Raw genomic sequence first — 22,275 nt, forward strand, 5'->3', positions numbered from 1 at the left:
CGATTCTGACATTTATTGCTATTACATTGTTGTGAAGTAGGTTTAAGTGTATTATTGAAGTAAGTTAATTCTTACATGGTAGTACTTTAATTTAGATAAGACATTTTATAGATAGTGAAATAAACTTTAATACATAAAGAATAGAGGTAATGAGATGTCAGTTATTGAATTAGAAGATAAGGTAATAGATATAGTGAACAAAGATAACCATTCAAATTTCATCTATGATTTTTTGAGTGTTTATAACATACCTAAAGCAACGATTACTAGATTAAAATCTGGAAATCAAAATTTAACTAAGAGAGATGACGAAATTCATTTAAAAAATAGATTATGGTATAAAAAAACCGATGGTAATAAAATTTTTGATGCTTTTGTTGAGGTGGAAGAAGAAGTAAAGGAGCTATCTGCAAAGCCACGATATATTATTGTGACTAATTTTGAAAACTTCCTTGCTAAAGATACTAAAACTCAAGAAGCGCTTGATATTGATTTTAAAGATCTACCGCAATACTTCGAATTCTTTTTGGGGTGGATGGGGATTGAAAAGATTAATTTTGATAAAGAGAATCCAGCAGATATTAAAGCTGCAGAAAGATTTGCCAGGATATACGATACAGTTAAAAGAGAGAATGAAGATATTTTAGCTAGTGAAGGCTTTGATATATTCTTTATGAGACTTTTATTCTGTATGTTCGCGGAAGATACGGATATATTTAAACGAGGAAGTTTTACAAATACCATTAAAACTTTGACAAAATCAGATGGATCAGATCTTGATTATTTTTTCCACGAACTTTTTGATATCTTGGATAAAAAAGATCGAAAAGAAGTACCAAAACATTTAGCAGATTTTCCATATGTAAATGGACAGCTATTCTCAAAAGAACATCAAAATATAAAATTCTCTTCTAAATCAAGAAAACTCATAATTGAAGGCGGCGAATTGCTTAACTGGACAAAAATAAACCCTGATATTTTTGGTTCGATGGTCCAAGCAATTGCTACTAATGAAAATCGCAGTGTATTAGGTACACATTATACGAGTGTCCCTAATATTTTAAAAGTGATAAAACCACTTTTCTTAGACGAACTTAATGAGTCTTTCGAACGAGCTTATAATAATGTGAAAAAACTAGATGAGCTCTATGAAAGAATAGGAAATATTAAGTTCTTTGATCCTGCGTGTGGTTCAGGTAATTTTCTTATTATCACTTATAAAGAACTACGTCGCTTGGAGATTAGAATTTTGTTGAGAAAACGTGAACTTACAGAAAACCTCATGTATCTACCTTCAGTAACACTTGATCAATTTTTTGGTATAGAAATTGATGAATTCGCACATGATATTGCAAAATTATCTTTATGGATTGCTGAACATCAAATGAATATGGAGTTAGAGGAAATTTTTGGAGATAAAGTTAGAGCAACATTGCCTTTACAATCAGCTGGAGATATTAGATGTGGCAACGCTATTAGGATTGACTGGAATGAAGTCTGTTTTGGTCAGGACTCTGATCAAATTTATGTTTTTGGTAACCCGCCATACCTTGGTTCAAAAAAATTAAATAAAAATCAAAGAACAGATATGTTAACAGTTTTTAAAGATGTGAAAAATGGAACAATACTAGACTATATATCTGCCTGGTTTGTATTAGGGGCTCAATACGCTCGTAATACAAATGCGAAGGTTGCCTTTGTTTCTACAAATTCAATTACCCATGGTGAACAAGTTTATCCGTTATGGAACCACTTATTTAAATATAATCTCCAAATAAATTTTGCATATCAGTCTTTTAAATGGTCAAATAATGCTAAAAGTAATGCTGCAGTAACTGTAGTAATTATTGGCTTCAGTCAAAAAAATGAAAATATCGATAAGTATTTATTTACAAACGGATCAAAAAAAAATGTGAAGAATATTAATCCATATTTAATAGAGGCTAACAACATTTTAGTGAAATCTAGGAGAACACCGATTTCTGATTTGCCAAAATTAAGATTTGGTAATATGGCTAATAGTAAGGGTGGCTTAATTTTTTCTATCTCTGAATATAATAATGCTATCAATGAATATCCTAATTTATCTCCATACTTTAAAAAGTTGATAGGTTCCGATGAATTTATTAAAGGCGGCTTAAGATATTGTTTATGGCTAGATGAAAAGGATTATGAGGAAATAAAATCTAATCCATTAATACAAAAGAGAATGTTAATTACAGAAAATCATAGAAAGAATTCCACTGATAAAGGAACAAACAAACTTGCTTTAAAACCATGGAGTTTTAGAGATACTAATGAAACTATTAAACATTCAATTTTGATTCCTAGAGTGTCTTCTGAAAATAGAAATTATATTCCCATGGGTTTAATTGATTCTAGTATTATAGCCTCAGATGCTGCGAGTGTAATATATGATGCAGATATTTACCTCCTTGGATTACTAATGTCTCGTATGCATATGGCTTGGGTTAAATCTGTGGCAGGTAGATTTAAAACAGATTTTCGTTACTCAGCTGGGCTCTGTTATAATACTTTCCCAATTCCTAAGCTTTCAACTAGGAGAAAAAATGAAATAAGAGAAGCCGTTGTAGAAATTCTTGACGCTCGAGAAGAACTAGGTGGTTCTCTAGCAGAGCTATATAATCCGAATACTATGCCCAAAGTACTAAAAATAGCACATGAAAAACTTGATAATATTATTGATTGTTTGTACCAAAACAGAAAATTTAAAGATGATGAAGAACGCTTAAACTTACTTCTTAAAATGTATCAAACAATGACAAGTGAGGAGCTATAATATGGAAAAATTAGTAGAAATTAAATATAATCAGACAGGGCAAAGTAAAAATGCAAATAGCTATGGCATGCGCGAAATGCAAGCAAGAGCATTTGAAAAACGAGAGTCACAATATTTGTTGGTTAAAGCTCCGCCAGCTTCTGGTAAGTCGAGAGCTTTGATGTTTATTGGTTTAGATAAACTGATTAACCAAGGATTGAATAAAGTTATTGTTGCTGTACCAGAGCGGTCAATAGGAGCATCTTTTAAAAGCACTAATTTAAAAAGTAGTGGTTTTTTCGCAGACTGGGAGGTTAATCCTAAAAATAACCTTACAAGTCCTGGCGGAGATAAATCTAAAGTAAGTTCATTTGTAAGATTTATGTATTCTGATGATAATATACTTATTTGTACTCACTCAACACTTCGCTTTGCATATGAAAAACTAGATGACAAAGTATTTGATGAATGCCTGATAGCTATAGACGAGTTTCATCATGTGTCAGCAGATGTAGACTCTCGTTTAGGAGATGTATTACGTAACATTATCCGTAATTCTTCCGCACATATAGTCGCTATGACAGGATCTTATTTTAGAGGTGATTCTGTTCCTATTTTGTCTTATGAAGAAGAGGAATTATTTGATAAAGTCACTTATACATATTACGAGCAACTAGACGGTTATGAACATCTAAAAAGCTTTGGAATAGGCTATCATTTTTATCAAGGAAAGTACACCACAGCAATTCAGGAAGTACTAGACACCAATTTAAAGACAATAGTTCATATTCCAAATGTAAACTCTGGTGAGTCCACAAAAGATAAGTACGATGAAGTCAATCGTATTATTGACTTAATTGGTGATGTTGAGTATCAAGATGAAGAGACTGGTATAATCTTTGTAAAAAGACATGAAGATGGAAAAGTGCTAAAGATTGCGGATTTAGTTGATGATCAACTTGGACGAGAAAAAGTAGTGGAATATTTAAGAAATATGACAGAAGTAGATGATTTAGATATTATTATTGCTCTTGGAATGGCAAAAGAAGGCTTTGACTGGCCCTATTGCGAGCACACTTTAACAGTGGGATATCGCGGTTCTCTAACAGAAATTGTTCAAATTATCGGCAGAAGTACTCGAGATAGCTATAATAAGTCTCACGCGAGATTTACTAACCTAATTGCACAACCTGATGCAGAGGATGATTTGGTTACTTACAGTGTAAACACTATGCTTAAAGCTATCTCAGCTTCATTATTGATGGAACAGGTACTTACACCTGATTTTAAATTTAAGCGTAGAAAAGATGATGAAGAAAAAACATCAGGTAAAGAGGGAGAATTATTTGTAAAAGGTTTTAAGGAACCATCGACTAAGAACGTAAAAAAAATTATAGATAATGATATTAATGATTTGAAAGCTCAAATTTTCCAAGACCCTCAAGTCCAAAAGTCATTTACAGGCGATGTAGAGCCAGAAGTATTGAATAAGGTGTTAATACCCAAAGTAATTCAAAAAGTCTATCCTAAGCTAACTGATGAAGAAATAGAAGAAGTTAGGCAGCATGTTGTACTGGACACTGCACTTAAAGGTTCAAAAACAGAGGAAGTTGGGAATAAAAAGTTTATAAGAATGGCAGATAAATTTATTAATATCGAAGATCTTGAAATCAATCTTATAGACTCTATTAATCCATTCCAGAAAGCTTATGAAGTTCTATCTAGAGAACTGGATGCACCAGTATTGAAAATAATTCAAGAGTCAATAGAAGCTAAGCGTATAACTTTTGATGAGTCTGAATTGGTATATATTTGGCCTAAAGTAGAAGAATTCTTTCAAAGGAATGGCAAACGTCCAGATTCAAGCTCTACAGATCCTATCGAGAAAAGAATGGGAGAGGCAGTACTCTATATGCAGGAGCTAAGGAGAAAGAAAGAAAATGAACAATAGATATCATTCAATTGATGAAATAATGAAAAGTGATTTATTCGAAGATATAACATCAAAAACTAAGAAGATCAATAAAATAAGTTATGATCCAGAAATAGAAAAGTTTAGAGAGATTATAGATTTTGTAAAGGAAAATGGAAGAGAACCTTATAAAGTTGATAACAACTGGGAAGAACGGAAATTAGCTAGTCGTTTAATTGGTATACGTAAAGATGGTGAACGATTAAACTATTTAAAGCAGTATGATGAAATTGGGTTATTGGGACAAAACAAAAAAGAAACAAAAATACCCGAAGTGAACTCTGTTGAGGATATTCTTTTGAGTGGGTCTTCTGAGTTGTTGAGAGATAGTTCATTGGAAAACGGTAAGAAGTCCATCTTTGACACAAGCTCAATACGAAAACCTATGACAATGCCAGGTTACATAGCTAAACGAAAGAAAATTAAAGATTTTGATAGATATGAGAAATTATTCAAAGCTTGCCAGAAAGATATTGCGGAAGGTAAAAGAAAACTTTTACAATTTAGAAATGAGCAAGATATTCATCCAAATAACTTTTATGTTCTAAATGGGGTTTTACTTTATGTTGAATCAGTTGGAGAGCGAAAAAAAGTTAATAATAAAACTAATGCAAGATTAAAGTGTATATTTGAAAATGGGACCGAATCAGATATGTTACTGCGGTCTCTAAGTGCAGAGCTATATAAAAATGGTAGAAGAGTGACTGAAAATGAGAATACTCTTTTAGACAATATAGGTACGGATGACGTGGCTACAGGATTTATTTATGTACTTAAATCTTTAAGTGAAGATGTTCAAATTAGCTCTATTAAAAATCTATACAAAATTGGTTTTACCACGGGAGCAGTTGAAAATAGGATAAAGAATGCAGAAAAACAGGCAACTTTCCTCTACGCACCAGTTGAAGTAGTTGCAACTTATCAAGTGTTTAATTTGAATGTGAGTAGATTTGAAACATTACTCCACCGAATACTTTCTCATAAGAACGTTAATATTTCTATAGTAGGACCGAATGGCAAAACAGTAGTTCCTAGAGAGTGGTTTGTGTCCAGCTTAGAAGAAGTTGAAGAAGTGATTAATGACATTGTCATGAAAATCAATCTATAAAAAAATTAGTTTCTTGTGTCCTTTAATACTCAATCAAGAATGGATATAGTTTTAGAGAGTATTTCAAAATTGATAAATATAATAGGAGCTAAAATCCTTTAAATTAGGTATTTATGAGGGCTAAAGATCTTAGGACTCTTAGGCTGAGACTTATGTTTCAGCCTGTTTTTTTTAAATATAATAACGATATTATTTCTGTATTATATGAATTTTATATTTTTAATCTTTGTTTCCAGCCCTGCTTTGCCTGCTTCATATACGTATCTATATGATTGATCTTCTGTTATGTTACTGATTAACTCCAATTTACCTAAGAGAATTAACGTTGTTAATATATCTATTTGTTCGAAGTTATTATCATACACATCTTTTAGATGTTTATTGAAATCAATAGTGATTTCTTTAAATAAGTTGTCTAGATCTATATTACTTAAGTTTAAAAAGGACTTTTTATTGTCTTTAGACTGTAGTTCTAAGTTGTTGTCAAGAATCTTTTTTAAATAATAATAATAGGCACTATGTTCTGAGCCTCGTTCAAGAGTGGTGATAATATAAGAACTAAATTCTGTTTCATCGAAATAGTATAAAGCAGTATAATATATATATAACTCTTCTATTTCATCCAGCATTGCTTCATCGATGTAGCTTTTCCCACGCATACTTGTTATAAAATATTGTTTAAGTTGCGCTGGAATATTCTTCTCTTGAATATAATCATCTATATTATTTTTCAATATTTTCACCCCAGTTTTTATATTCCCATATTATCATATATCACTGCTTATGTAGACTATAGTCAGTAGACCTGAAGCCACATTCCTTTAAGAATTAGAATAAAGGAATGTGGGGATAGTTATGGAGATTGATAAAGCATTTGGCGAAGTATTAAAACAAAAAAGAGTACATAATTCAATTTCTCAAGAAGAATTAGCATATTTAAGCAATTTAGATCGTACTTTCATAAGTATGCTTGAAAGAGGGAAGAGACAACCTAGTTTAAAAACTATATTTGTTTTAGCTGATGCATTAGAAACTCTCCCTAGTCAGCTTATAAGTGAAGTGGAGAAAAAATTAAAATTATAAAATAATATAAGAACAGAGGCACTAGATTCGTGCCTCTATTCTTATTCTTCAATATCAAAATCCTCTAATAGAATGTTCATATTCTTACGTTGCTGTTCTTCTTTCTCCCGGCTGGATTCTTCTTTTGGAATATCGGGAAAAAATGAATTTAAGTTCTCAATAGATATATTTTTATCTTTATTAAGATCCATGTTAATTAACTTTTCTTTAATGTTGAATTGATTAACTGCTGATTCTTTTATATCCTGTAGGTGAGGATACATACTTGAAAGAATTATATTATTATATAATTCTTCATAATGTCTCGCGCGATATTCTTGCTTATTTTTCTCTTCTCTTAGTAACTTATTGTCATCAATGTACTGTTTATATTTTTGTTCATTTTCTTTTAATTTTTTGAGTTCATTATACATATCGTACAGTAAGATCTCTAAATCCAGTAATTCATTTTTTAAATTATTATTTTCAATATCATGCCTTTTTAAAATGAGATCGATACTTGGTAATAATGAATCGTTTAAGTCATTTGGCGAGACTTTAGTTATGACAGGGTTATTTAATTCTTCAATATAGTTTTTCATACGTCTGCTCCACGTATTTCTGCCAATTTTGGTCTCTCTTTCGAGTAAAGAAGGTGTTAACTTTTCTCCATGAAGTCTATACTTTATATCCAAAGCAAGTCGCATTAATTGTTCATCTGTCCATTCGCTAGGTCTTCCACGGCGCTTCTTTAGTTTATTCTCTTTCAAGTGCTTCATCCTCCAATAAGTTGGAATCAATAGTTGCTTTTTTATCCATGAAAGCTGCTAATTGTTTTGATGTAGATTTTAATAAATCATTATTTCCTTGTATATAAGTTTTTGAAAGATTCATTGATAAATCTCGCATCAGTATTATTGATTCTTTAATTTTCACACTTAAGTCATCAGAAGTATTCGTCAACCAATCAATAGCTTCTTCTCGCTCGTTAATTGCTGGTTTAAATGCAAACTTAGGACAGAATTTACAATACTCAATGCATGTATCCGGAAAAATAGATTTCTCTTCTGTACAAAACCCATATTTCACTCTACCAACAATTTTATCTAAATTATATTGATTAATATCGATAGTTCTGCCTTTATCATAAATATATCTTTTCCATCCGATAATCCCGCCCTCCATGTTATTACTGATTTTATTTTCTATTTGGTTTTGAGACAGGCGATAAACATAAGACTGTGAAAAATGTTCTGCATGAGAATAATAGCTGTATTGGCTTCTAATTTCATCATGTCCTGCCATTCTAGCTATAGATAGCATGTTAAAACCTTGCAGAGCCATGTTAATAATTGCAAAATGTCTTGTGTCACCGGATTTAATTCTATCTAGGTTATAAATACCATATTTTCCTTCAACAATATTCTCATAAAACTGTTTTTTCATTAGATCAAAATCTCTTCTATTTATTCTTTCATTTTTTTTAGTATATTTCTTTTGTCTGAAGGCATATAGTAACTCAACAGGTAACAAATACTTTGATTCAGATTCAACAGTAGCCAATTGAAAAATAATGTTTTTCATCAACTTATAAGTTGATTCATCGATTTCGATTCTTTCAATTTGGTCTTCCGATATATTATACTCTGTATTTTTCTGTTTTATTCTCTGTATTTTAATTCTGTATGGTGAAATATAGTTTGCATTGAATTCTAAACAGTCCTTCTTTAATGATAAAAATTCAGTTGGTCTTAAAGGAATAATATTAGTTAGAAGCCACCAAAGCTTTATTGGTAAATACTCTAGTGTGTCTTCTGTAGAGTTATTTTGAAAGTAATCATTTAAAACTTCATCAAAAGTAATAATATCTTCGAATGCTGGTAGGTTTCTTTGAAGTTTCTTTTTAGAAAGATGACCATTACAAAGATTAATTATCTTTTTTGAAAGAGGTATTTTATAGAAAGACATAAAACTCTTAACCACAGTTAAAAGATGATAGCCTTGGTACGAATAATGTTGTGTTTCTTTGGTTAAGAGCTTTTCTAAACTATCGGTATCATTAAATCCTGCACTTGCTAGTATAGCTTTTTTTAAAGCAATCACTTCATTATAAATAGTTAATGATTTCCTTCCAGATAGCAACCGGGTAATAGTAAATTTTTTTAATGCAAGATTTATCTCAGGATATCTATCGATATCAAATTTTATTGGTATATAGTGATTATTGATATCGCAGGAAAGTTGCCATTCAGTTTGTTTAAATGAACCAGTGATGGATTTCTTAGATGAAAGTTGTTTAAACAAAACTTCATATTCGACTGTATCAAATGTATTAAAATCGACATTTTGTCGTTTCTCGATAATACTATTATTGTTAAATTGACTGACTATAGCTTTTATTTCCATAAGTTCACCTCTTTTTATTCCAGTTTAAGCTTATGAGATATCTTATTAATTTCATCCCACATTTTTTGGGAGGGTATATATGTGTTGACCACTTCATTTCCAAATGCTAATCGTGCTTCTTTCCAAACAAACAAGGTATGGAGCAAAAATCTTGTCTCTCTCTTCATTAGAAGATGATTTTCTTCCTCCTTAAGCCTCTTTATAAGACGTAGCATTTCCTCGTTTAATTGAATTAAGATGAGGTTGTTAGGTATTACATATTCACAAGAGAAACAATTTGTAAGTTGCGGATTTATACAACTGGGTGAAATCAAACATTGAGCATTTTCATTCTTGGAAGGAAGATTTCCTCTGGATAGTTTAACCAATATCTCTTGTATTTCACTTTTAGTATAACCCTGAAGTTTTGAAACAAGATTTTTTCTTTTGTTATACATTTCTTCTAAAAAACTCTCAATATTTTGATTGCTTTCGTTAGATGGTAAATTTATGTTTAATGTAAATTCAGCAAGGTTTTCTAAATGACTTGGAGAGACATTATCTCTAACATTTTCAATTAATCTAGTCCGGTCTTCCAGTGTGTGAAGTACATGATCCAAATGGTTTAAATATATAATCAGATAGTTGTATAGCCACCCAAAATGACCACGTTTAAAGAGATTATAGGCAACACGATTAATTGAACCATCTTTATTTGTAGCCTGAATGTAACGACGAGTAGAGTTACCCCTATTATGAGACCGAGAGACTTGTGTTAAATGTAATGCAAGATCACTATCCTGACCATCTTCTTCTGCTATAGAATAGAAAAGATACGTTGCTACAGTATTATTCATTTTTCGTGAGCTAAATAAAAAATCATACTTATTGTCAAGTTCGTCAAAAAACCTTTTATGACTTATCTTGCCTTCAGTTCTGATATTATTATACTTGCCTTCAGTAAAAGTATCTAAAATTAAACCACTTCCAATACTTCTTCTGTGTAATTCAGAAATTACTAAACCATATGCAAGTGGTTCTTTTAAGTCAGGCGAAACAATGAAGGTCAAAAGTTCATCAGTTTTATTACTTCTTTGGTGTCTAAAGTGTATATAAAGCTGCTTTATTACAGATTCAATTTGAAAATCTGCTAGATGATTATCGTTGAACCATTTTAAGTCATCTATATCAAGATGTTGAAGATTAATATTGGGTGTTTTTAATATTAGATCTTGTCCTCTGATAAAGTCAGTCATAAGCAAAATAGTATAAACCCACATATTTGCATAACTTCTATTATTTATTGAATAAGGAATATGGATTTTAAAATCTTTTACATATTGGTAAATCTCAAAAAATACCTCTGGGCTGTATAATTCTTTTGTTTTTTCTCGGGACTCATTAGATAGTATTGAAAATTCAATCTCAGGATCAATACCTTTTTGACTGTAAACATATTTTAAAAATAAAATCAAAATTTTCTTTTCCCCTTTTTTAAATGAAGAAGAATCTTGAAAAAAGTTATTGATTTCTTCAGTAGATAACAAGAATATCTCGTTATTCATATTGCTAACCATTTTATTGTAAAATCTTTTATACAATAAAATTTTATCTCTCATATAACGATTACTACCTTTTATTTTGTTTATCTGTTGTGAACAGTATTGTTTAAATAACTTCTTAGTTTCAGTTAGTTCTATCTTAGTGTCAAAATTATCAACAAACTCCTTTAATTCTTTTGCAGCGACCCTGGGTGTATAGTCTATCTTTCTGTTCTTCGATACTTTCTTCATTTGGAATTCTTCAATTTCTTTTTTTGGAATATACCAAGTGTTATTGTGTTTAAAGGAGTGAGGGAATTGGTTATAAGAGTTAATCAATTCTACTATGTTAGCACTATATTTATAACCTAATTTTTTGGCTGCCTCTTTAGCAGTTAAAGAGTTTTCTATGTCTAATTCTATTTTCTTTCTGTGAATTAAATATTTCTCATATTCTTTTATAGGAACCCACCATTGGTTTCCATATTTTATTGACTGATTAAATGTGTTGTCTTTGAACAATTTATGCACTTCGTATCTGCTTATATTCAAATTGTCGGAGATATCTTTAGCAGAAAGGTAATCTTTGACTAATGGATCGTCATTTAACTTAATTCTTTTATTATTATATTTGCTTCTTTGCATCTTCAGAGCAAGTTTCTTCTTTGCTAAATGACTTTCATAATTTTTTAAATCGTCTTTATGTACTCGCCAACTACCATTTAGTTTTATTGACTTGGGAAATACGCCAGCATGAATATAGCTTAATATTGTACTCCTAGACTTTTTGAGTATAATCATTATTTTATCAATACTTAAATAATCATTATCATAATATATCTCTTTATATTCGTCGAAATCTGAACGAGGTATTCTCCATTTTCCTTGAAACTTAAAAACATTAGGAAAGGTTTTTTTTCTTATTAATGCTGATACTGCGACATTTGAACTCAAGCCAAGTTCTATTGCTGCTTCAGTTGTGCTCAGCGATTGAGAACTATTGAATTGGTAGTTTTCAATATCAGATAGAGGTATTCTCCATTTTCCATTAAGTTTAAACGCATTAGGAAAAATAGATAGATTAATTAAATCGATTATTGAAGTCGTATTATTATATCGAAATATTTCCATCGCTTCTTTGGTATCAATAGAACTTCTTTGTTTACCTAAGATATTTTTAATATCATTCAAAGGTATTTTCCATGCTGAACCTTGCTTATAAGCATTAGGGAGTGTTTTCTTCTTTATTAAATGAAGTACAGCAGTAGTTGACTCAAGGTTTAATAATTTTGCTGCTTCTTTAGTAGTTAGCAGTTTATCTTTATCCAAATTCACTATATATCACTCTTTTCTTGAAATAAGTCTAGGCAAATATTTTTCATGTAGATTAGAAAATTTGTCCTCAATCTTTTTATGGATTCTTTCGGTAGAAACGATATATGTGAGTGAAGAATCAATGCTTGAGTCGCCTCGCAAGTGGGCGATTTCATATGGGTTTTCAGCGTCTTCAGCAATAATATTAGTAAAAGTGCCACGCCCAATGTGAGTTGACCATTTCATATATCTTAAATGTTTAGCAATCAGTTTTTGTTCACTGTCACCATGGTTTTCTAGTAATCTTATAAAATGATCTTTTACTTTTTCAAAGTATTGACGATAACTTCTTTGAGACATGGCTTTACCATCTCTGTTTACAAATAAAGCATTAGTGCCATCTTTAGTTCTATAAAGTTTAATATGATCACGAAATAGACTGTGTCCCCAACCATTTATCTCAAGTACCCTTTGGCTACGTTCCTTTTTTACAGATGAATGTTCCTTTAAATCAGTTCTAAAATTTTGGTTTTGAAGTTTTAGAATATAATCACCTTCCTTCATTCGTCGGGCTACTTGTACTCTCTTTAAATTAATAACCTCGGAAACTCTTAGTCCTCCAAAGATTTGAAAGTAAATCCCCAGGGCAATAGGCTTAGCTACAGATATTGCAACTTCTAACAGCAGAGGGATATAATTAACGGGTAATGTATGTTCTATCTCTTTAGCTTCTCTTGACGGGTACATAGGTTTGAAAGGAGATTCTATATATAATCCGAAATGTGATTCCTTTTTTTCAAAGCTATTCTTGCTAAAGGAGTCTATAACATTAATACTGACTAACCAAAAATAAAAAAGAGTCAATGTTCTCTCTACATCCTTAACTGTATCCCTCCTCACCCCAGATGATGAAAGATTGTTTAAATACTGGGTGCCGTGTTTTATTTTTAAATCGCTTAACAAGGTTATATTAAGGGTTTTTCGATTTTCTACTAAGTAGTTAAGAAATTGAACTGTGTTATTAGAATGTTTTCTTTGAGTGTTGTATTCTTTATTTTTCCAGTTATCGGTAATGAACTGACTTAAAGGGTGAATTATATGGGTGTTCGAAGCAATGTTTTTAAGACCTATTACTGCAAAGTGCTTTTTTTCAGTCTTACCATTACTTAAAAAAATACTATCGACCCATGCTGAGGTTGTACTAAATTTAATATTTTTATTATTATCGAACTGTATAATATTTTTAGTGTTCAATTTACATTCTCCTTTTATCAATTTATGACTAAATCCTTATTTATAAGATTACCCATAGTTTATTTGTTTATTGAGTATATTTCTACAATATAACTCAAAAGACCTTTTGTTTATGAAATACTGACTGATAAAAACCTATTTATTATTAGAATAATGTACATTTTTTCATATTCATACTTTCTAGATATTCATTTGAGGATAATTTTCTACTCTAGATTAATGTACAGTATATTTTAAATTGATTTCACTTGAAACTATTTATATAAAAGGATTTAGAGTATCTTAGGATTTAGTTTTTATGTACACTTTAATTATGTACAATTATATTCAGATAAGCTGGTAGAGAGGGAGAACTAGTAGCGCGATTAATATTAGATAAAGCACATAATCATAAACCAATTAAACGTTTATGGATTAGTTCTGTAACAAATAAAGCAATTAAAGATGGTTTTAATAAATTACAAGATGGTCGTAAATATGACAATTTATATCACGCTGCATTAGCACGTAGTGAAGCAGATTGGATTGTTGGTATCAATGCTACGCGTGCGTTGACAACTAAATATGACGCTCAATTGTCACTTGGCCGTGTGCAAACTCCTACAATACAATTAGTACAAATGAGACAAAATGAGATTAATCAATTCAAACCACAAACTTATTTCACGATGAAATTGAATGCAGGTGGTCTTAATTTTCAGTGTATTAAACCTCAATCACATCCAGATAAAACAATTTTTGAAGATATCAAGAAGGAAATTGAAGGACAAGTGGCAACGATTGAAACAATAACTAAAAGTCATAAAAAATCATACCCACAGCAATTGTTTAGTTTAACTGACTTACAACAAGAAGCTTATAAACGTTATCACTTAGGACCTAAAGAGACATTAAATACACTACAAGCATTATATGAAAGACATAAACTTGTGACGTATCCTCGTACAGATTCAAATTATTTAACTGATGACATGGTAGATACGCTTAAAGACCGTTTGCAAGCAATTATGGCTACCACTTTAAAAGACATTGCAAAAGGACAAATGTCACAATCATTTTCTGCTAAACAAAGATTTGTAAATAATAGTAAAGTATCAGATCATCACGCTATTATACCAACAGAAGTACGTCCTGATATGAATCAATTAAGCCAACGAGAATCAAAAATATACATGATGATTGCTCAAAGATACTTAGAAAATCTAATGCCACCTCATGAATACGAAGCAGTTTCTATAGAATTAAGTGTTGGTAGATATAAATTTACTTTTAAAGATAAAATCACTACAAAATTAGGATTTAAAGCAGCCTATGATACACAAGAAAAAACAAATGAACAAATTACTCAAATGCAAAAAGGCGCAACACTTAAAATCACTCGCGTGAACATAGACCAACATGAAACAACACCTCCAGCGTATTTTAATGAAGGAACTTTACTCAAAGCGATGGAAAGCCCTCAGAAATTCTTTGCGTTAGATGATAAAAAACATAATGACACATTAAAAGAAACGGGTGGTATAGGTACTGTAGCAACTAGAGCAGATATCATAGAAAAATTATTTAATATGAATGCGATTGAAGCACGTGATGGCAAAATAAAAGTAACTTCTAAAGGAAAACAAATTTTAGAATTAGCACCAAAAAAAATTACTTCTCCATTATTGACAGCAGAATGGGAAGAAAAACTTTCACTCATTGAACAAGGCAAATATGATGTGAAACAGTTTATATCAGAGATGAAACAATTTACTAACGACGTTGTATCTGAAATTAAGGAAAGTGAACAAAGGTATAAGCATGACAATTTAACTACTACTGAGTGTCCAACTTGCGGCAAATTTATGATTAAAGTTAAAACGAAAAATGGACAAATGTTAGTTTGTCAGGATCCAACGTGTAAAACGAAAAAGAATGTTCAAAGAAAAACTAACGCACGCTGTCCTAATTGTCATAAAAAAATGACATTATTTGGAAGAGGGAAGGATGCCGTTTATCGCTGTGTTTGTGGTCATACTGAAAGTCAGGCTCAAATGGATAAACGACATAAAAATAAAAAGTCAGATAAAATAAATAAAAAAGATATGAAAAAATACATGAATAAAGATGAAGGTATAGAGAATAACCCATTCCAAGACGCGCTAAAAGACCTTAAATTCTAAAATAATCGAACAAACGAAATATATAATTTAACAAAGTTCGTGTTTGCTATTGTAAAATAGTTAATTTGATATTAAAATATGAAGGTATTTTAAAAAAAGGAGAACTAACTGTGAAAAAGTATTTCAAGTTTGATAAACATGGAACAAGCTATAAGAAAGAGATACTTGGTGGGCTAACGACTTTCTTATCTATGGCATACATTTTAGCTGTTAACCCTCAAGTACTTAGTTTAGCAGGCGTTGATGGCGTGTCTGACGATATGAAAATGGATCAAGGTGCTATTTTCGTTGCCACAGCACTTGCAGCTTTTGTTGGCTCACTATTTATGGGGCTAATCGCACGATATCCGATTGCTTTAGCACCTGGTATGGGCTTAAATGCATTCTTTGCATTTACTGTTGTATTAACTATGGGCATTCCTTGGGAAGTCGGTTTAACTGGAGTACTATTTTCTGGTTTAGTATTTGCAGTCCTCACTATGACGGGGCTACGGGAAATAATCATAAACGCAATTCCTTTCCAGATGAAAATGGCAGTTTCTGCTGGGATCGGGTTATTTATCACCTTTGTAGGGTTACAAAGTTCTGGTATTATTGTTTCCAATGATTCTACGTTAGTTACATTGGGGCAAATTACTGAGGGTCCTGTACTCTTAACTATATTTGGTATTATTATCACTGTTATACTCTATGCGGTTAGAGTGCCAGGAGCAATATTTATTGGTATGATGCTTACGTCTATTCTTGGTATGATTACTGGTCTTATACATACGCCGAGTGGCATTGTAGGTCAAGTTCCAAGTATTGAACCAACTTTCGGTGCAGCTTTTGAAGCCTTTAAAGATCCATCACAATTATTTACTGTTCAATTTCTAATTGTTATCCTAACATTCTTATTCATAGATTTCTTTGACACAGCAGGAACTTTAGTAGCAGTAGCTAGTCAAGCTGGTATGATGAAAGATAACAAACTTCCAAGAGCTGGACGTGCACTTTTCTCAGATTCATTAGCAACAATCGTAGGTTCAATTTTTGGTACCACAACAACGACTACATATATTGAATCAACATCAGGTGTTGCTGTCGGAGCTAGGACAGGATTTGCAAGTGTAGTAACAGGTTTTTGTTTCTTATTAGCGATATTCTTTAGTCCACTTATGGAAGTAGTGACGAGTGCAGTTACTACACCTGCATTAGTTGTAGTTGGTGTCTTAATGGCTTCAAACTTTGCAGAAATAGATTGGAAGAAATTTGAAGTTGCAGTACCGGCTTTTGTTACAATTATTATGATGCCGTTATCATATTCAATTGCGACAGGTATTGCTTGCGGGTTTATATTCTATCCAATTACAATGTTAATCTCTAAAAGACATAAAGAAATACATCCTATTATGTATGGCTTAATGGTATTATTTATTCTCTATTTCGTGTTTGTTCACGGATAAATTAAAAGCACATTGTTGAACGTCAAAGTGACACAACAATGTGCTTTTATATTTTATAAATAATCAATTTGGAATTGTTTAGAATTCGTAGGTAGTATTATACATCAAATCTATATTATACAAGAAGTAAAAACAAGTTTCTTCATTATAATAGCAATTTTAGAAAAGGTAATAAAATTCATGCTTTACATAAAGAAGGAATTTACCTGATTGGTATGATTTAACCAAACAAAGACTCATACAATATACGCTCGATGAAAAATAGTTAATCCTAACTAACAGAACTTATAAAACAAATTTAAAAAGAAAGACTAATTACTTATGAGTTTCTCTATATTCTGTATATACTACTTTTGCATTTTTGTTAGCTACATACAGAGGAGTTGAAAAGAGTACGAATATAAAGAAAAGCATTAAAAAGAATAAAATCCAATGCACAACCATACCTATGAAAGGTAAAAATGCAATGAATGAACCGATAAGACCTAATAATGGAATAACCATCATTGGTTTAATTGAGTTTTGTTTATCTACAATAAGTATTATCATAGTTACAAGGTATAATAGGGCGTTAATGAGCAATGGTTGCCAACCAAAACTAAGAATAATGCTACCACCAAGAAACGGAATACCATAAACAAACTCTCCTATAAGGAGTATAAAACTCAAAATTATAAGCGTAGTACGAATACCGCTTTTCATATCAAATCACCACCTAATATCTACTATTATAAAACAAACCAATGGATTTAAATAATAATAAGTAATAATGAATTGTAGAGATTTAAAAAGATTTTCAAAAAGATTTCAAAAAAGGTTGAAGTGATTAGCGTATTCAAGTACAATAACAAAGTATGTGTTAGACAAAAAGTATAAAAACTTTTGCAGAAAAGCTTGATTAATCACTGCTTTTCATGTAACATATCTAATGTTGGACTTTAAGAACACGCGATGAAGCGAAAGGTTACTGACACACCCGGCCGCTTTGCCATGGCGCTGTGTGAGATAGTTTTCGTGGAGAAGTCTATCACTTAAATGTAGACGAATAAGGAGGGAAAATTATGGCAAAACAAAAAATCAGAATCAGATTAAAAGCTTATGATCACCGCGTAATCGATCAATCAGCAGAAAAAATTGTTGAAACAGCAAAACGTTCTGGTGCAGATGTATCTGGACCAATTCCGTTACCGACTGAAAGATCAGTTTATACTGTAATTCGTGCCGTGCATAAGTACAAAGATTCACGTGAACAGTTCGAACAACGTACACATAAACGTTTAATCGATATTGTTAACCCTACACCAAAAACAGTTGATGCTCTTATGGGCTTAAACTTACCATCTGGCGTAGACATCGAAATCAAATTATAATAGAAAAATTTAGGAGGTGGACTTTCGATGACCAAAGGAATCTTAGGAAGAAAAATCGGGATGACACAAGTTTTCGGAGAAAACGGTGATTTAATCCCAGTAACAGTAGTAGAAGCAAGCCAAAACGTTGTATTACAAAAAAAATCTGAAGAGATTGATGGTTACAACGCAATACAAGTAGGCTACGAAGATAAACGAGCTTATAAAAAAGGTAGCAAAACGAGCAAATATGCTAACAAACCAGCTGAAGGCCATGCTAAAAAAGCAGGCACAGCACCTAAGCGCTTCATTCGTGAATTCAAAAACGTTAATGTTGATGAATACGAAGTAGGTCAAGAAGTCTCAGTTAATACATTTGAAGCTGGAGACGTAATTGATGTAACAGGCGTATCTAAAGGTAAAGGTTTCCAAGGTGCCATTAAACGTCATAATCAAGCACGTGGTCCAATGTCACATGGTTCTCATTTCCATAGATCACCTGGTTCAATAGGTATGGCATCAGATGCTTCAAAAGTCTTTAAAGGACAAAAAATGCCTGGACGTATGGGTGGAGACACAGTAACAGTTCAAAACTTAGAAGTAGTTCAAGTTGATACTGAAAACAATGTAATTTTAGTTAAAGGTAATGTACCTGGACCTAAAAAAGGTTTCTTAGAAATCACTTCATCAATCAAAGGTAATAAATAATATAGAATGAAAGGAGGATATGCATAATGGCAAATTATGATGTATTAAAAGTAGATGGAACTAAATCAGGTTCAGTTGAATTAAACGATGCAGTATTTGCAATTGAACCAAACAATAGTGTTCTTTTTGAAGCAATTAATTTACAACGTGCTTCATTACGACAAGGTACACACGCTGTTAAGAACCGTTCAGCAGTACGAGGCGGCGGAGCTAAACCATGGAGACAAAAAGGTACAGGACGTGCGCGTCAAGGTACAATCCGTGCTCCACAATGGCGTGGTGGTGGTATCGTATTCGGACCAACACCAAGAAGCTACTCATACAAAATGCCTAAGAAAATGCGTCGTTTAGCATTACGCTCAGCATTATCTTATAAAGTACAAGAAAAAGGTTTAACTGTTGTTGATACATTAAACTTAGAAGCTCCAAAAACTAAAGAGTTCAAAGCTGTACTTTCAAATTTAGAACAACCTAAAAAAGTATTAGTAGTTACTGAATCAGAAGATGTAAACGTAGCATTATCTGCTCGTAACATTCCTGGTGTACAAGTTACTACAGCTCAAGGTTTAAATGTTCTAGATATCACAAGCGCTGACAGTGTAGTAATTACAGAATCAGCTGCTAAAAAAGTTGAGGAGGTGCTAGGATAATGGAAGCAAGAGACGTTCTTAAGCGCCCCGTAATCACTGAAAAATCATCTGTCGCTATGGCAGAAGACAAATACACATTCGACGTTGATACTCGTGCTAATAAAACACAAGTTAAAATCGCTGTTGAAGAAATCTTTGACGTAAAAGTTGCAAATGTAAACATCATCAACTACAAACCAAAGAAAAAACGTATGGGCCGTTACCAAGGCTATACAAACAAAAGACGCGTAGCAATTGTAAAATTAAAAGAAGGATCAATCGATCTATTCAACTAAAACATTACCAATAAGGAGGTAAACGACAATGGCTCTAAAAAAATATAAGCCAATTACTAATGGTCGTCGTAATATGACTGGTTATGATTTCTCAGAAATCACTGAAACAACTCCAGAAAAATCATTATTACAACCGCTACCGAAAAGAGCGGGACGAAATAACCAAGGTAAATTGACAGTTCGCCATCGCGGTGGAGGACATAAACGTCAATACCGTGTTATTGATTTCAAACGTAATAAAGACGGCATCAACGCTAAAGTTGATTCAATACAATATGATCCAAACCGTTCAGCAAACATTGCATTATTAGTTTATGCTGATGGTGAAAAACGCTATATCATCGCTCCAAAAAACCTTAAAGTAGGTCAAGTATTGGAAAACGGTGAAAATGCAGATATCAAATTAGGTAATGCATTACCATTAATTAACATCCCAGTAGGTACAGTAGTACACAACATCGAGTTGAAACCTGGTAAAGGTGGGCAAATCGCTCGTTCAGCTGGTGCTAGTGCACAAGTACTTGGTAAAGAAGGTAAATATGTTTTAATCAGATTAAGATCTGGTGAAGTACGTATGATTCTTTCAACTTGCCGTGCTACTATTGGTCAAGTTGGTAACATCCAACATGAACTTGTTAACGTTGGTAAAGCAGGACGTTCTAGATGGAAAGGCAAACGCCCAACAGTTCGTGGTTCTGTAATGAACCCTAACGATCACCCACACGGTGGTGGTGAAGGACGTGCACCTATCGGTATGCCATCTCCAATGTCACCTTGGGGTAAACCTACGCTTGGTAAGAAAACTCGTCGTGGTAAAAAATCTTCAGACAAACTTATCGTTCGTGGACGTAAGAAGAAAAAATAAAAATGACTTATTTGCGTGTGCGGCATGATTGCTGCACGCTCACAATAAGAAGGGAGGCGCCACTATGGCTCGTAGTATTAAAAAAGGACCTTTTGCTGACGATCATCTAAAGAAAAAAGTTGAGGCTCAAAGCGGAAGCGAGAAAAAACAAGTAATCAAAACTTGGTCACGTCGTTCAACTATTTTCCCTGATTTTATCGGACATACATTCGCAGTATATGATGGACGTAAACACGTACCTGTATTCGTAACTGAAGATATGGTTGGTCATAAATTAGGAGAATTCGCACCAACACGTACTTTTAAAGGTCATGCAGCAGATGACAAAAAAACTAGAAGATAACTTCTAACAAGTAGAGGAGGAAATTCGAATGGAAGCAAAAGCGGTTGCTAAAACAATAAGAATCGCACCTCGTAAAGTTAGATTAGTATTAGATCTAATTAGAGGCAAGAGCGCTGGTGAAGCTATAGCGATTTTAAAATTAAAAAACAAAGCTTCATCACCAGTAGTTGAAAAATTATTAATGTCCGCTTTAGCAAATGCTGAACATAACTATGACATGAACACTGATGAGTTAATAGTTAAAGAAGCTTATGCTAATGAAGGACCAACATTAAAACGTTTCCGTCCACGTGCACAAGGCCGTGCAAGTGCGATCAACAAACGTACAAGCCACATTACAATCGTCGTAAGTGACGGTAAAGAAGAAGCTAAAGAAGCTTAATAATCTTTTAAGGAGGGAACACTGTGGGTCAAAAAATTAATCCAATCGGACTTCGTGTTGGTATCATCCGTGATTGGGAAGCTAAATGGTATGCAGAAAAAGACTTCGCATCATTATTACACGAAGATTTAAAAATCCGTAAGTATATTGATAACGCATTAAAAGAAGCATCAGTTTCTCAAGTTGAAATTGAGCGTGCTGCTAACCGTATCAACATCGCTATTCATACTGGTAAACCAGGTATGGTAATCGGTAAAGGCGGTTCAGAAATTGAAAAATTACGTAATAAATTGAACTCATTAACAAGCAAAAAAGTTCATATCAATGTTATTGAAATCAAGAAAATTGATTTAGATGCTAAACTTGTTGCTGAAAATATTGCAGTACAATTAGAAAATCGTGCATCGTTCCGTCGTGTACAAAAACAAGCTATTACTAGAGCTATGAAAAATGGCGCTAAAGGTATCAAAACACAAGTTTCAGGTCGTTTAGGCGGAGCTGACATCGCTCGTATTGAGCAATATTCAGAAGGAACTGTTCCACTTCATACACTACGTGCCGACATTAGTTACGCACATGCAGAAGCTGACACTACTTACGGTAAATTAGGTGTCAAAGTATGGATTTATCGTGGAGAAGTTCTTCCTGCTACTAAGAACACTAGTGAAGGAGGAAAATAAT

General features: G+C 32.4%; 19 protein-coding genes and 1 pseudogene. 14 read left to right on the forward strand and 6 right to left on the reverse strand.

Annotated features, from left to right (window positions below; all coding sequences use genetic code 11):
- Positions 1-154: 154 nt before the first annotated feature.
- From NSR03_RS01720 to NSR03_RS01730, 3 genes are read left to right on the forward strand one after another with little or no spacing between them, the layout of a single operon-like run.
- On the forward strand, positions 155-2,800 hold the full coding sequence (locus NSR03_RS01720; RefSeq protein ID WP_340719173.1) for a DNA methyltransferase: 2,646 nt from the start codon (positions 155-157) through the stop codon (positions 2,798-2,800).
- A 1-nt stretch (position 2,801) separates the two neighbouring features.
- Positions 2,802-4,730 (forward strand): DEAD/DEAH box helicase, encoded by a 1,929-nt coding sequence (locus NSR03_RS01725; protein ID WP_285336407.1) that lies wholly within the window; start codon positions 2,802-2,804, stop codon positions 4,728-4,730.
- A complete protein-coding gene (locus NSR03_RS01730) occupies positions 4,720-5,859 on the forward strand; it encodes a GIY-YIG nuclease family protein (RefSeq protein WP_340719174.1) in 1,140 nt (379 codons plus the stop codon). The genes NSR03_RS01725 and NSR03_RS01730 overlap by 11 nt, the downstream gene beginning before the upstream one ends.
- A gap of 200 nt (positions 5,860-6,059) precedes the next feature.
- On the opposite strand, the gene NSR03_RS01735 is transcribed toward NSR03_RS01730, so the two are convergent.
- Positions 6,060-6,593 carry a hypothetical protein gene (locus NSR03_RS01735; RefSeq protein WP_285336404.1) on the reverse strand — a complete coding sequence of 178 codons (534 nt, stop codon included), beginning with the start codon at positions 6,591-6,593 and terminating at the stop codon, positions 6,060-6,062.
- A 121-nt stretch (positions 6,594-6,714) separates the two neighbouring features.
- On the opposite strand from NSR03_RS01735, the gene NSR03_RS01740 reads away from it, so the two are divergent.
- Positions 6,715-6,942, forward strand: a complete 228-nt coding sequence (locus NSR03_RS01740) for a helix-turn-helix domain-containing protein (protein WP_340719175.1) — start codon at positions 6,715-6,717, stop codon at positions 6,940-6,942.
- 41 nt (positions 6,943-6,983) lie between these two features.
- On the opposite strand, the gene NSR03_RS01745 is transcribed toward NSR03_RS01740, so the two are convergent.
- Genes NSR03_RS01745 through NSR03_RS01760 form a run of 4 tightly spaced genes read right to left on the reverse strand, consistent with a single transcriptional unit; the run spans position 6,984 to position 13,415 of the window.
- A complete protein-coding gene (locus tag NSR03_RS01745; protein ID WP_285336400.1) occupies positions 6,984-7,691 on the reverse strand; it encodes a hypothetical protein in 708 nt (235 codons plus the stop codon).
- The gene (locus NSR03_RS01750; protein ID WP_285336399.1) at positions 7,678-9,327 is read right to left on the reverse strand and encodes a tyrosine-type recombinase/integrase; all 1,650 of its coding nucleotides are present in this window, start codon (positions 9,325-9,327) and stop codon (positions 7,678-7,680) included. The genes NSR03_RS01745 and NSR03_RS01750 overlap by 14 nt, the downstream gene beginning before the upstream one ends.
- A gap of 14 nt (positions 9,328-9,341) precedes the next feature.
- Positions 9,342-12,176: a helix-turn-helix domain-containing protein gene (locus NSR03_RS01755; RefSeq protein WP_285336397.1), complete on the reverse strand. Its 2,835-nt coding sequence runs from the start codon at positions 12,174-12,176 to the stop codon at positions 9,342-9,344.
- A gap of 12 nt (positions 12,177-12,188) precedes the next feature.
- Positions 12,189-13,415, reverse strand: a complete 1,227-nt coding sequence (locus tag NSR03_RS01760; RefSeq protein WP_285336395.1) for a site-specific integrase — start codon at positions 13,413-13,415, stop codon at positions 12,189-12,191.
- A 335-nt stretch (positions 13,416-13,750) separates the two neighbouring features.
- Between NSR03_RS01760 and NSR03_RS01765 the strand changes: the two are divergent.
- A pseudogene (locus NSR03_RS01765) lies at positions 13,751-15,577 on the forward strand (DNA topoisomerase 3); the annotation flags it as partial.
- A gap of 110 nt (positions 15,578-15,687) precedes the next feature.
- Complete coding sequence (locus NSR03_RS01770; RefSeq protein ID WP_002506962.1) at positions 15,688-17,022, forward strand: NCS2 family permease; 1,335 nt, start codon at positions 15,688-15,690, stop codon at positions 17,020-17,022.
- A 315-nt stretch (positions 17,023-17,337) separates the two neighbouring features.
- Here NSR03_RS01770 and NSR03_RS01775 read toward each other — a convergent pair whose 3' ends face one another.
- Positions 17,338-17,724 carry a hypothetical protein gene (locus NSR03_RS01775; RefSeq protein WP_002506963.1) on the reverse strand — a complete coding sequence of 129 codons (387 nt, stop codon included), beginning with the start codon at positions 17,722-17,724 and terminating at the stop codon, positions 17,338-17,340.
- Positions 17,725-18,083: 359 nt separating this feature from the next.
- Here NSR03_RS01775 and rpsJ point away from each other — a divergent pair, with 359 nt between their 5' ends.
- The 8 genes from rpsJ to rpsC all read left to right on the forward strand — a co-directional run bounded on the left by rpsJ (position 18,084) and on the right by rpsC (position 22,274).
- The gene (gene rpsJ / locus NSR03_RS01780; RefSeq protein ID WP_002482611.1) at positions 18,084-18,392 is read left to right on the forward strand and encodes a 30S ribosomal protein S10; all 309 of its coding nucleotides are present in this window, start codon (positions 18,084-18,086) and stop codon (positions 18,390-18,392) included.
- A gap of 27 nt (positions 18,393-18,419) precedes the next feature.
- Positions 18,420-19,079: a 50S ribosomal protein L3 gene (gene rplC / locus NSR03_RS01785; protein WP_021338403.1), complete on the forward strand. Its 660-nt coding sequence runs from the start codon at positions 18,420-18,422 to the stop codon at positions 19,077-19,079.
- Positions 19,080-19,105: 26 nt separating this feature from the next.
- Entirely contained in the window at positions 19,106-19,729 is a 624-nt protein-coding gene (gene rplD / locus NSR03_RS01790; protein WP_021338402.1) for a 50S ribosomal protein L4, read from the forward strand.
- The gene (gene rplW, locus NSR03_RS01795) at positions 19,729-20,004 is read left to right on the forward strand and encodes a 50S ribosomal protein L23 (RefSeq protein ID WP_002506966.1); all 276 of its coding nucleotides are present in this window, start codon (positions 19,729-19,731) and stop codon (positions 20,002-20,004) included. Before rplD ends, rplW begins: the two co-directional genes overlap by 1 nt.
- A 28-nt stretch (positions 20,005-20,032) precedes the next feature.
- A complete protein-coding gene (gene rplB, locus NSR03_RS01800) occupies positions 20,033-20,869 on the forward strand; it encodes a 50S ribosomal protein L2 (RefSeq protein WP_064783527.1) in 837 nt (278 codons plus the stop codon).
- A 64-nt stretch (positions 20,870-20,933) separates the two neighbouring features.
- Entirely contained in the window at positions 20,934-21,212 is a 279-nt protein-coding gene (gene rpsS, locus NSR03_RS01805; protein WP_002482616.1) for a 30S ribosomal protein S19, read from the forward strand.
- A 28-nt stretch (positions 21,213-21,240) separates the two neighbouring features.
- Positions 21,241-21,594 (forward strand): 50S ribosomal protein L22, encoded by a 354-nt coding sequence (gene rplV / locus NSR03_RS01810; RefSeq protein ID WP_002482617.1) that lies wholly within the window; start codon positions 21,241-21,243, stop codon positions 21,592-21,594.
- Positions 21,595-21,617: 23 nt separating this feature from the next.
- Positions 21,618-22,274, forward strand: a complete 657-nt coding sequence (gene rpsC, locus NSR03_RS01815; RefSeq protein WP_002506968.1) for a 30S ribosomal protein S3 — start codon at positions 21,618-21,620, stop codon at positions 22,272-22,274.
- The last annotated feature ends 1 nt before the right edge of the window (position 22,275 follow it).

Source organism: Staphylococcus sp. FSL W8-1207, from assembly GCF_038003745.1.
In the GTDB taxonomy this organism is placed as follows: domain Bacteria; phylum Bacillota; class Bacilli; order Staphylococcales; family Staphylococcaceae; genus Staphylococcus; species Staphylococcus equorum.

Bases quoted from the DNA above. Each gene is read 5' to 3' on its own strand.
- NSR03_RS01720 (WP_340719173.1), top strand. From the start codon at position 155: ATGTCAGTTATTGAATTAGAAGATAAGGTAATAGATATAGTGAACAAA.
- NSR03_RS01725 (WP_285336407.1), top strand. From the start codon at position 2,802: ATGGAAAAATTAGTAGAAATTAAATATAATCAGACAGGGCAAAGTAAA.
- NSR03_RS01730 (WP_340719174.1), top strand. From the start codon at position 4,720: ATGAACAATAGATATCATTCAATTGATGAAATAATGAAAAGTGATTTA.
- NSR03_RS01740 (WP_340719175.1), top strand. From the start codon at position 6,715: ATGGAGATTGATAAAGCATTTGGCGAAGTATTAAAACAAAAAAGAGTA.
- NSR03_RS01750 (WP_285336399.1), bottom strand. From the start codon at position 9,327: ATGGAAATAAAAGCTATAGTCAGTCAATTTAACAATAATAGTATTATC.
- NSR03_RS01775 (WP_002506963.1), bottom strand. From the start codon at position 17,724: ATGAAAAGCGGTATTCGTACTACGCTTATAATTTTGAGTTTTATACTC.
- rpsJ (WP_002482611.1), top strand. From the start codon at position 18,084: ATGGCAAAACAAAAAATCAGAATCAGATTAAAAGCTTATGATCACCGC.
- rplC (WP_021338403.1), top strand. From the start codon at position 18,420: ATGACCAAAGGAATCTTAGGAAGAAAAATCGGGATGACACAAGTTTTC.
- rplD (WP_021338402.1), top strand. From the start codon at position 19,106: ATGGCAAATTATGATGTATTAAAAGTAGATGGAACTAAATCAGGTTCA.
- rplW (WP_002506966.1), top strand. From the start codon at position 19,729: ATGGAAGCAAGAGACGTTCTTAAGCGCCCCGTAATCACTGAAAAATCA.
- rplB (WP_064783527.1), top strand. From the start codon at position 20,033: ATGGCTCTAAAAAAATATAAGCCAATTACTAATGGTCGTCGTAATATG.
- rpsS (WP_002482616.1), top strand. From the start codon at position 20,934: ATGGCTCGTAGTATTAAAAAAGGACCTTTTGCTGACGATCATCTAAAG.
- rplV (WP_002482617.1), top strand. From the start codon at position 21,241: ATGGAAGCAAAAGCGGTTGCTAAAACAATAAGAATCGCACCTCGTAAA.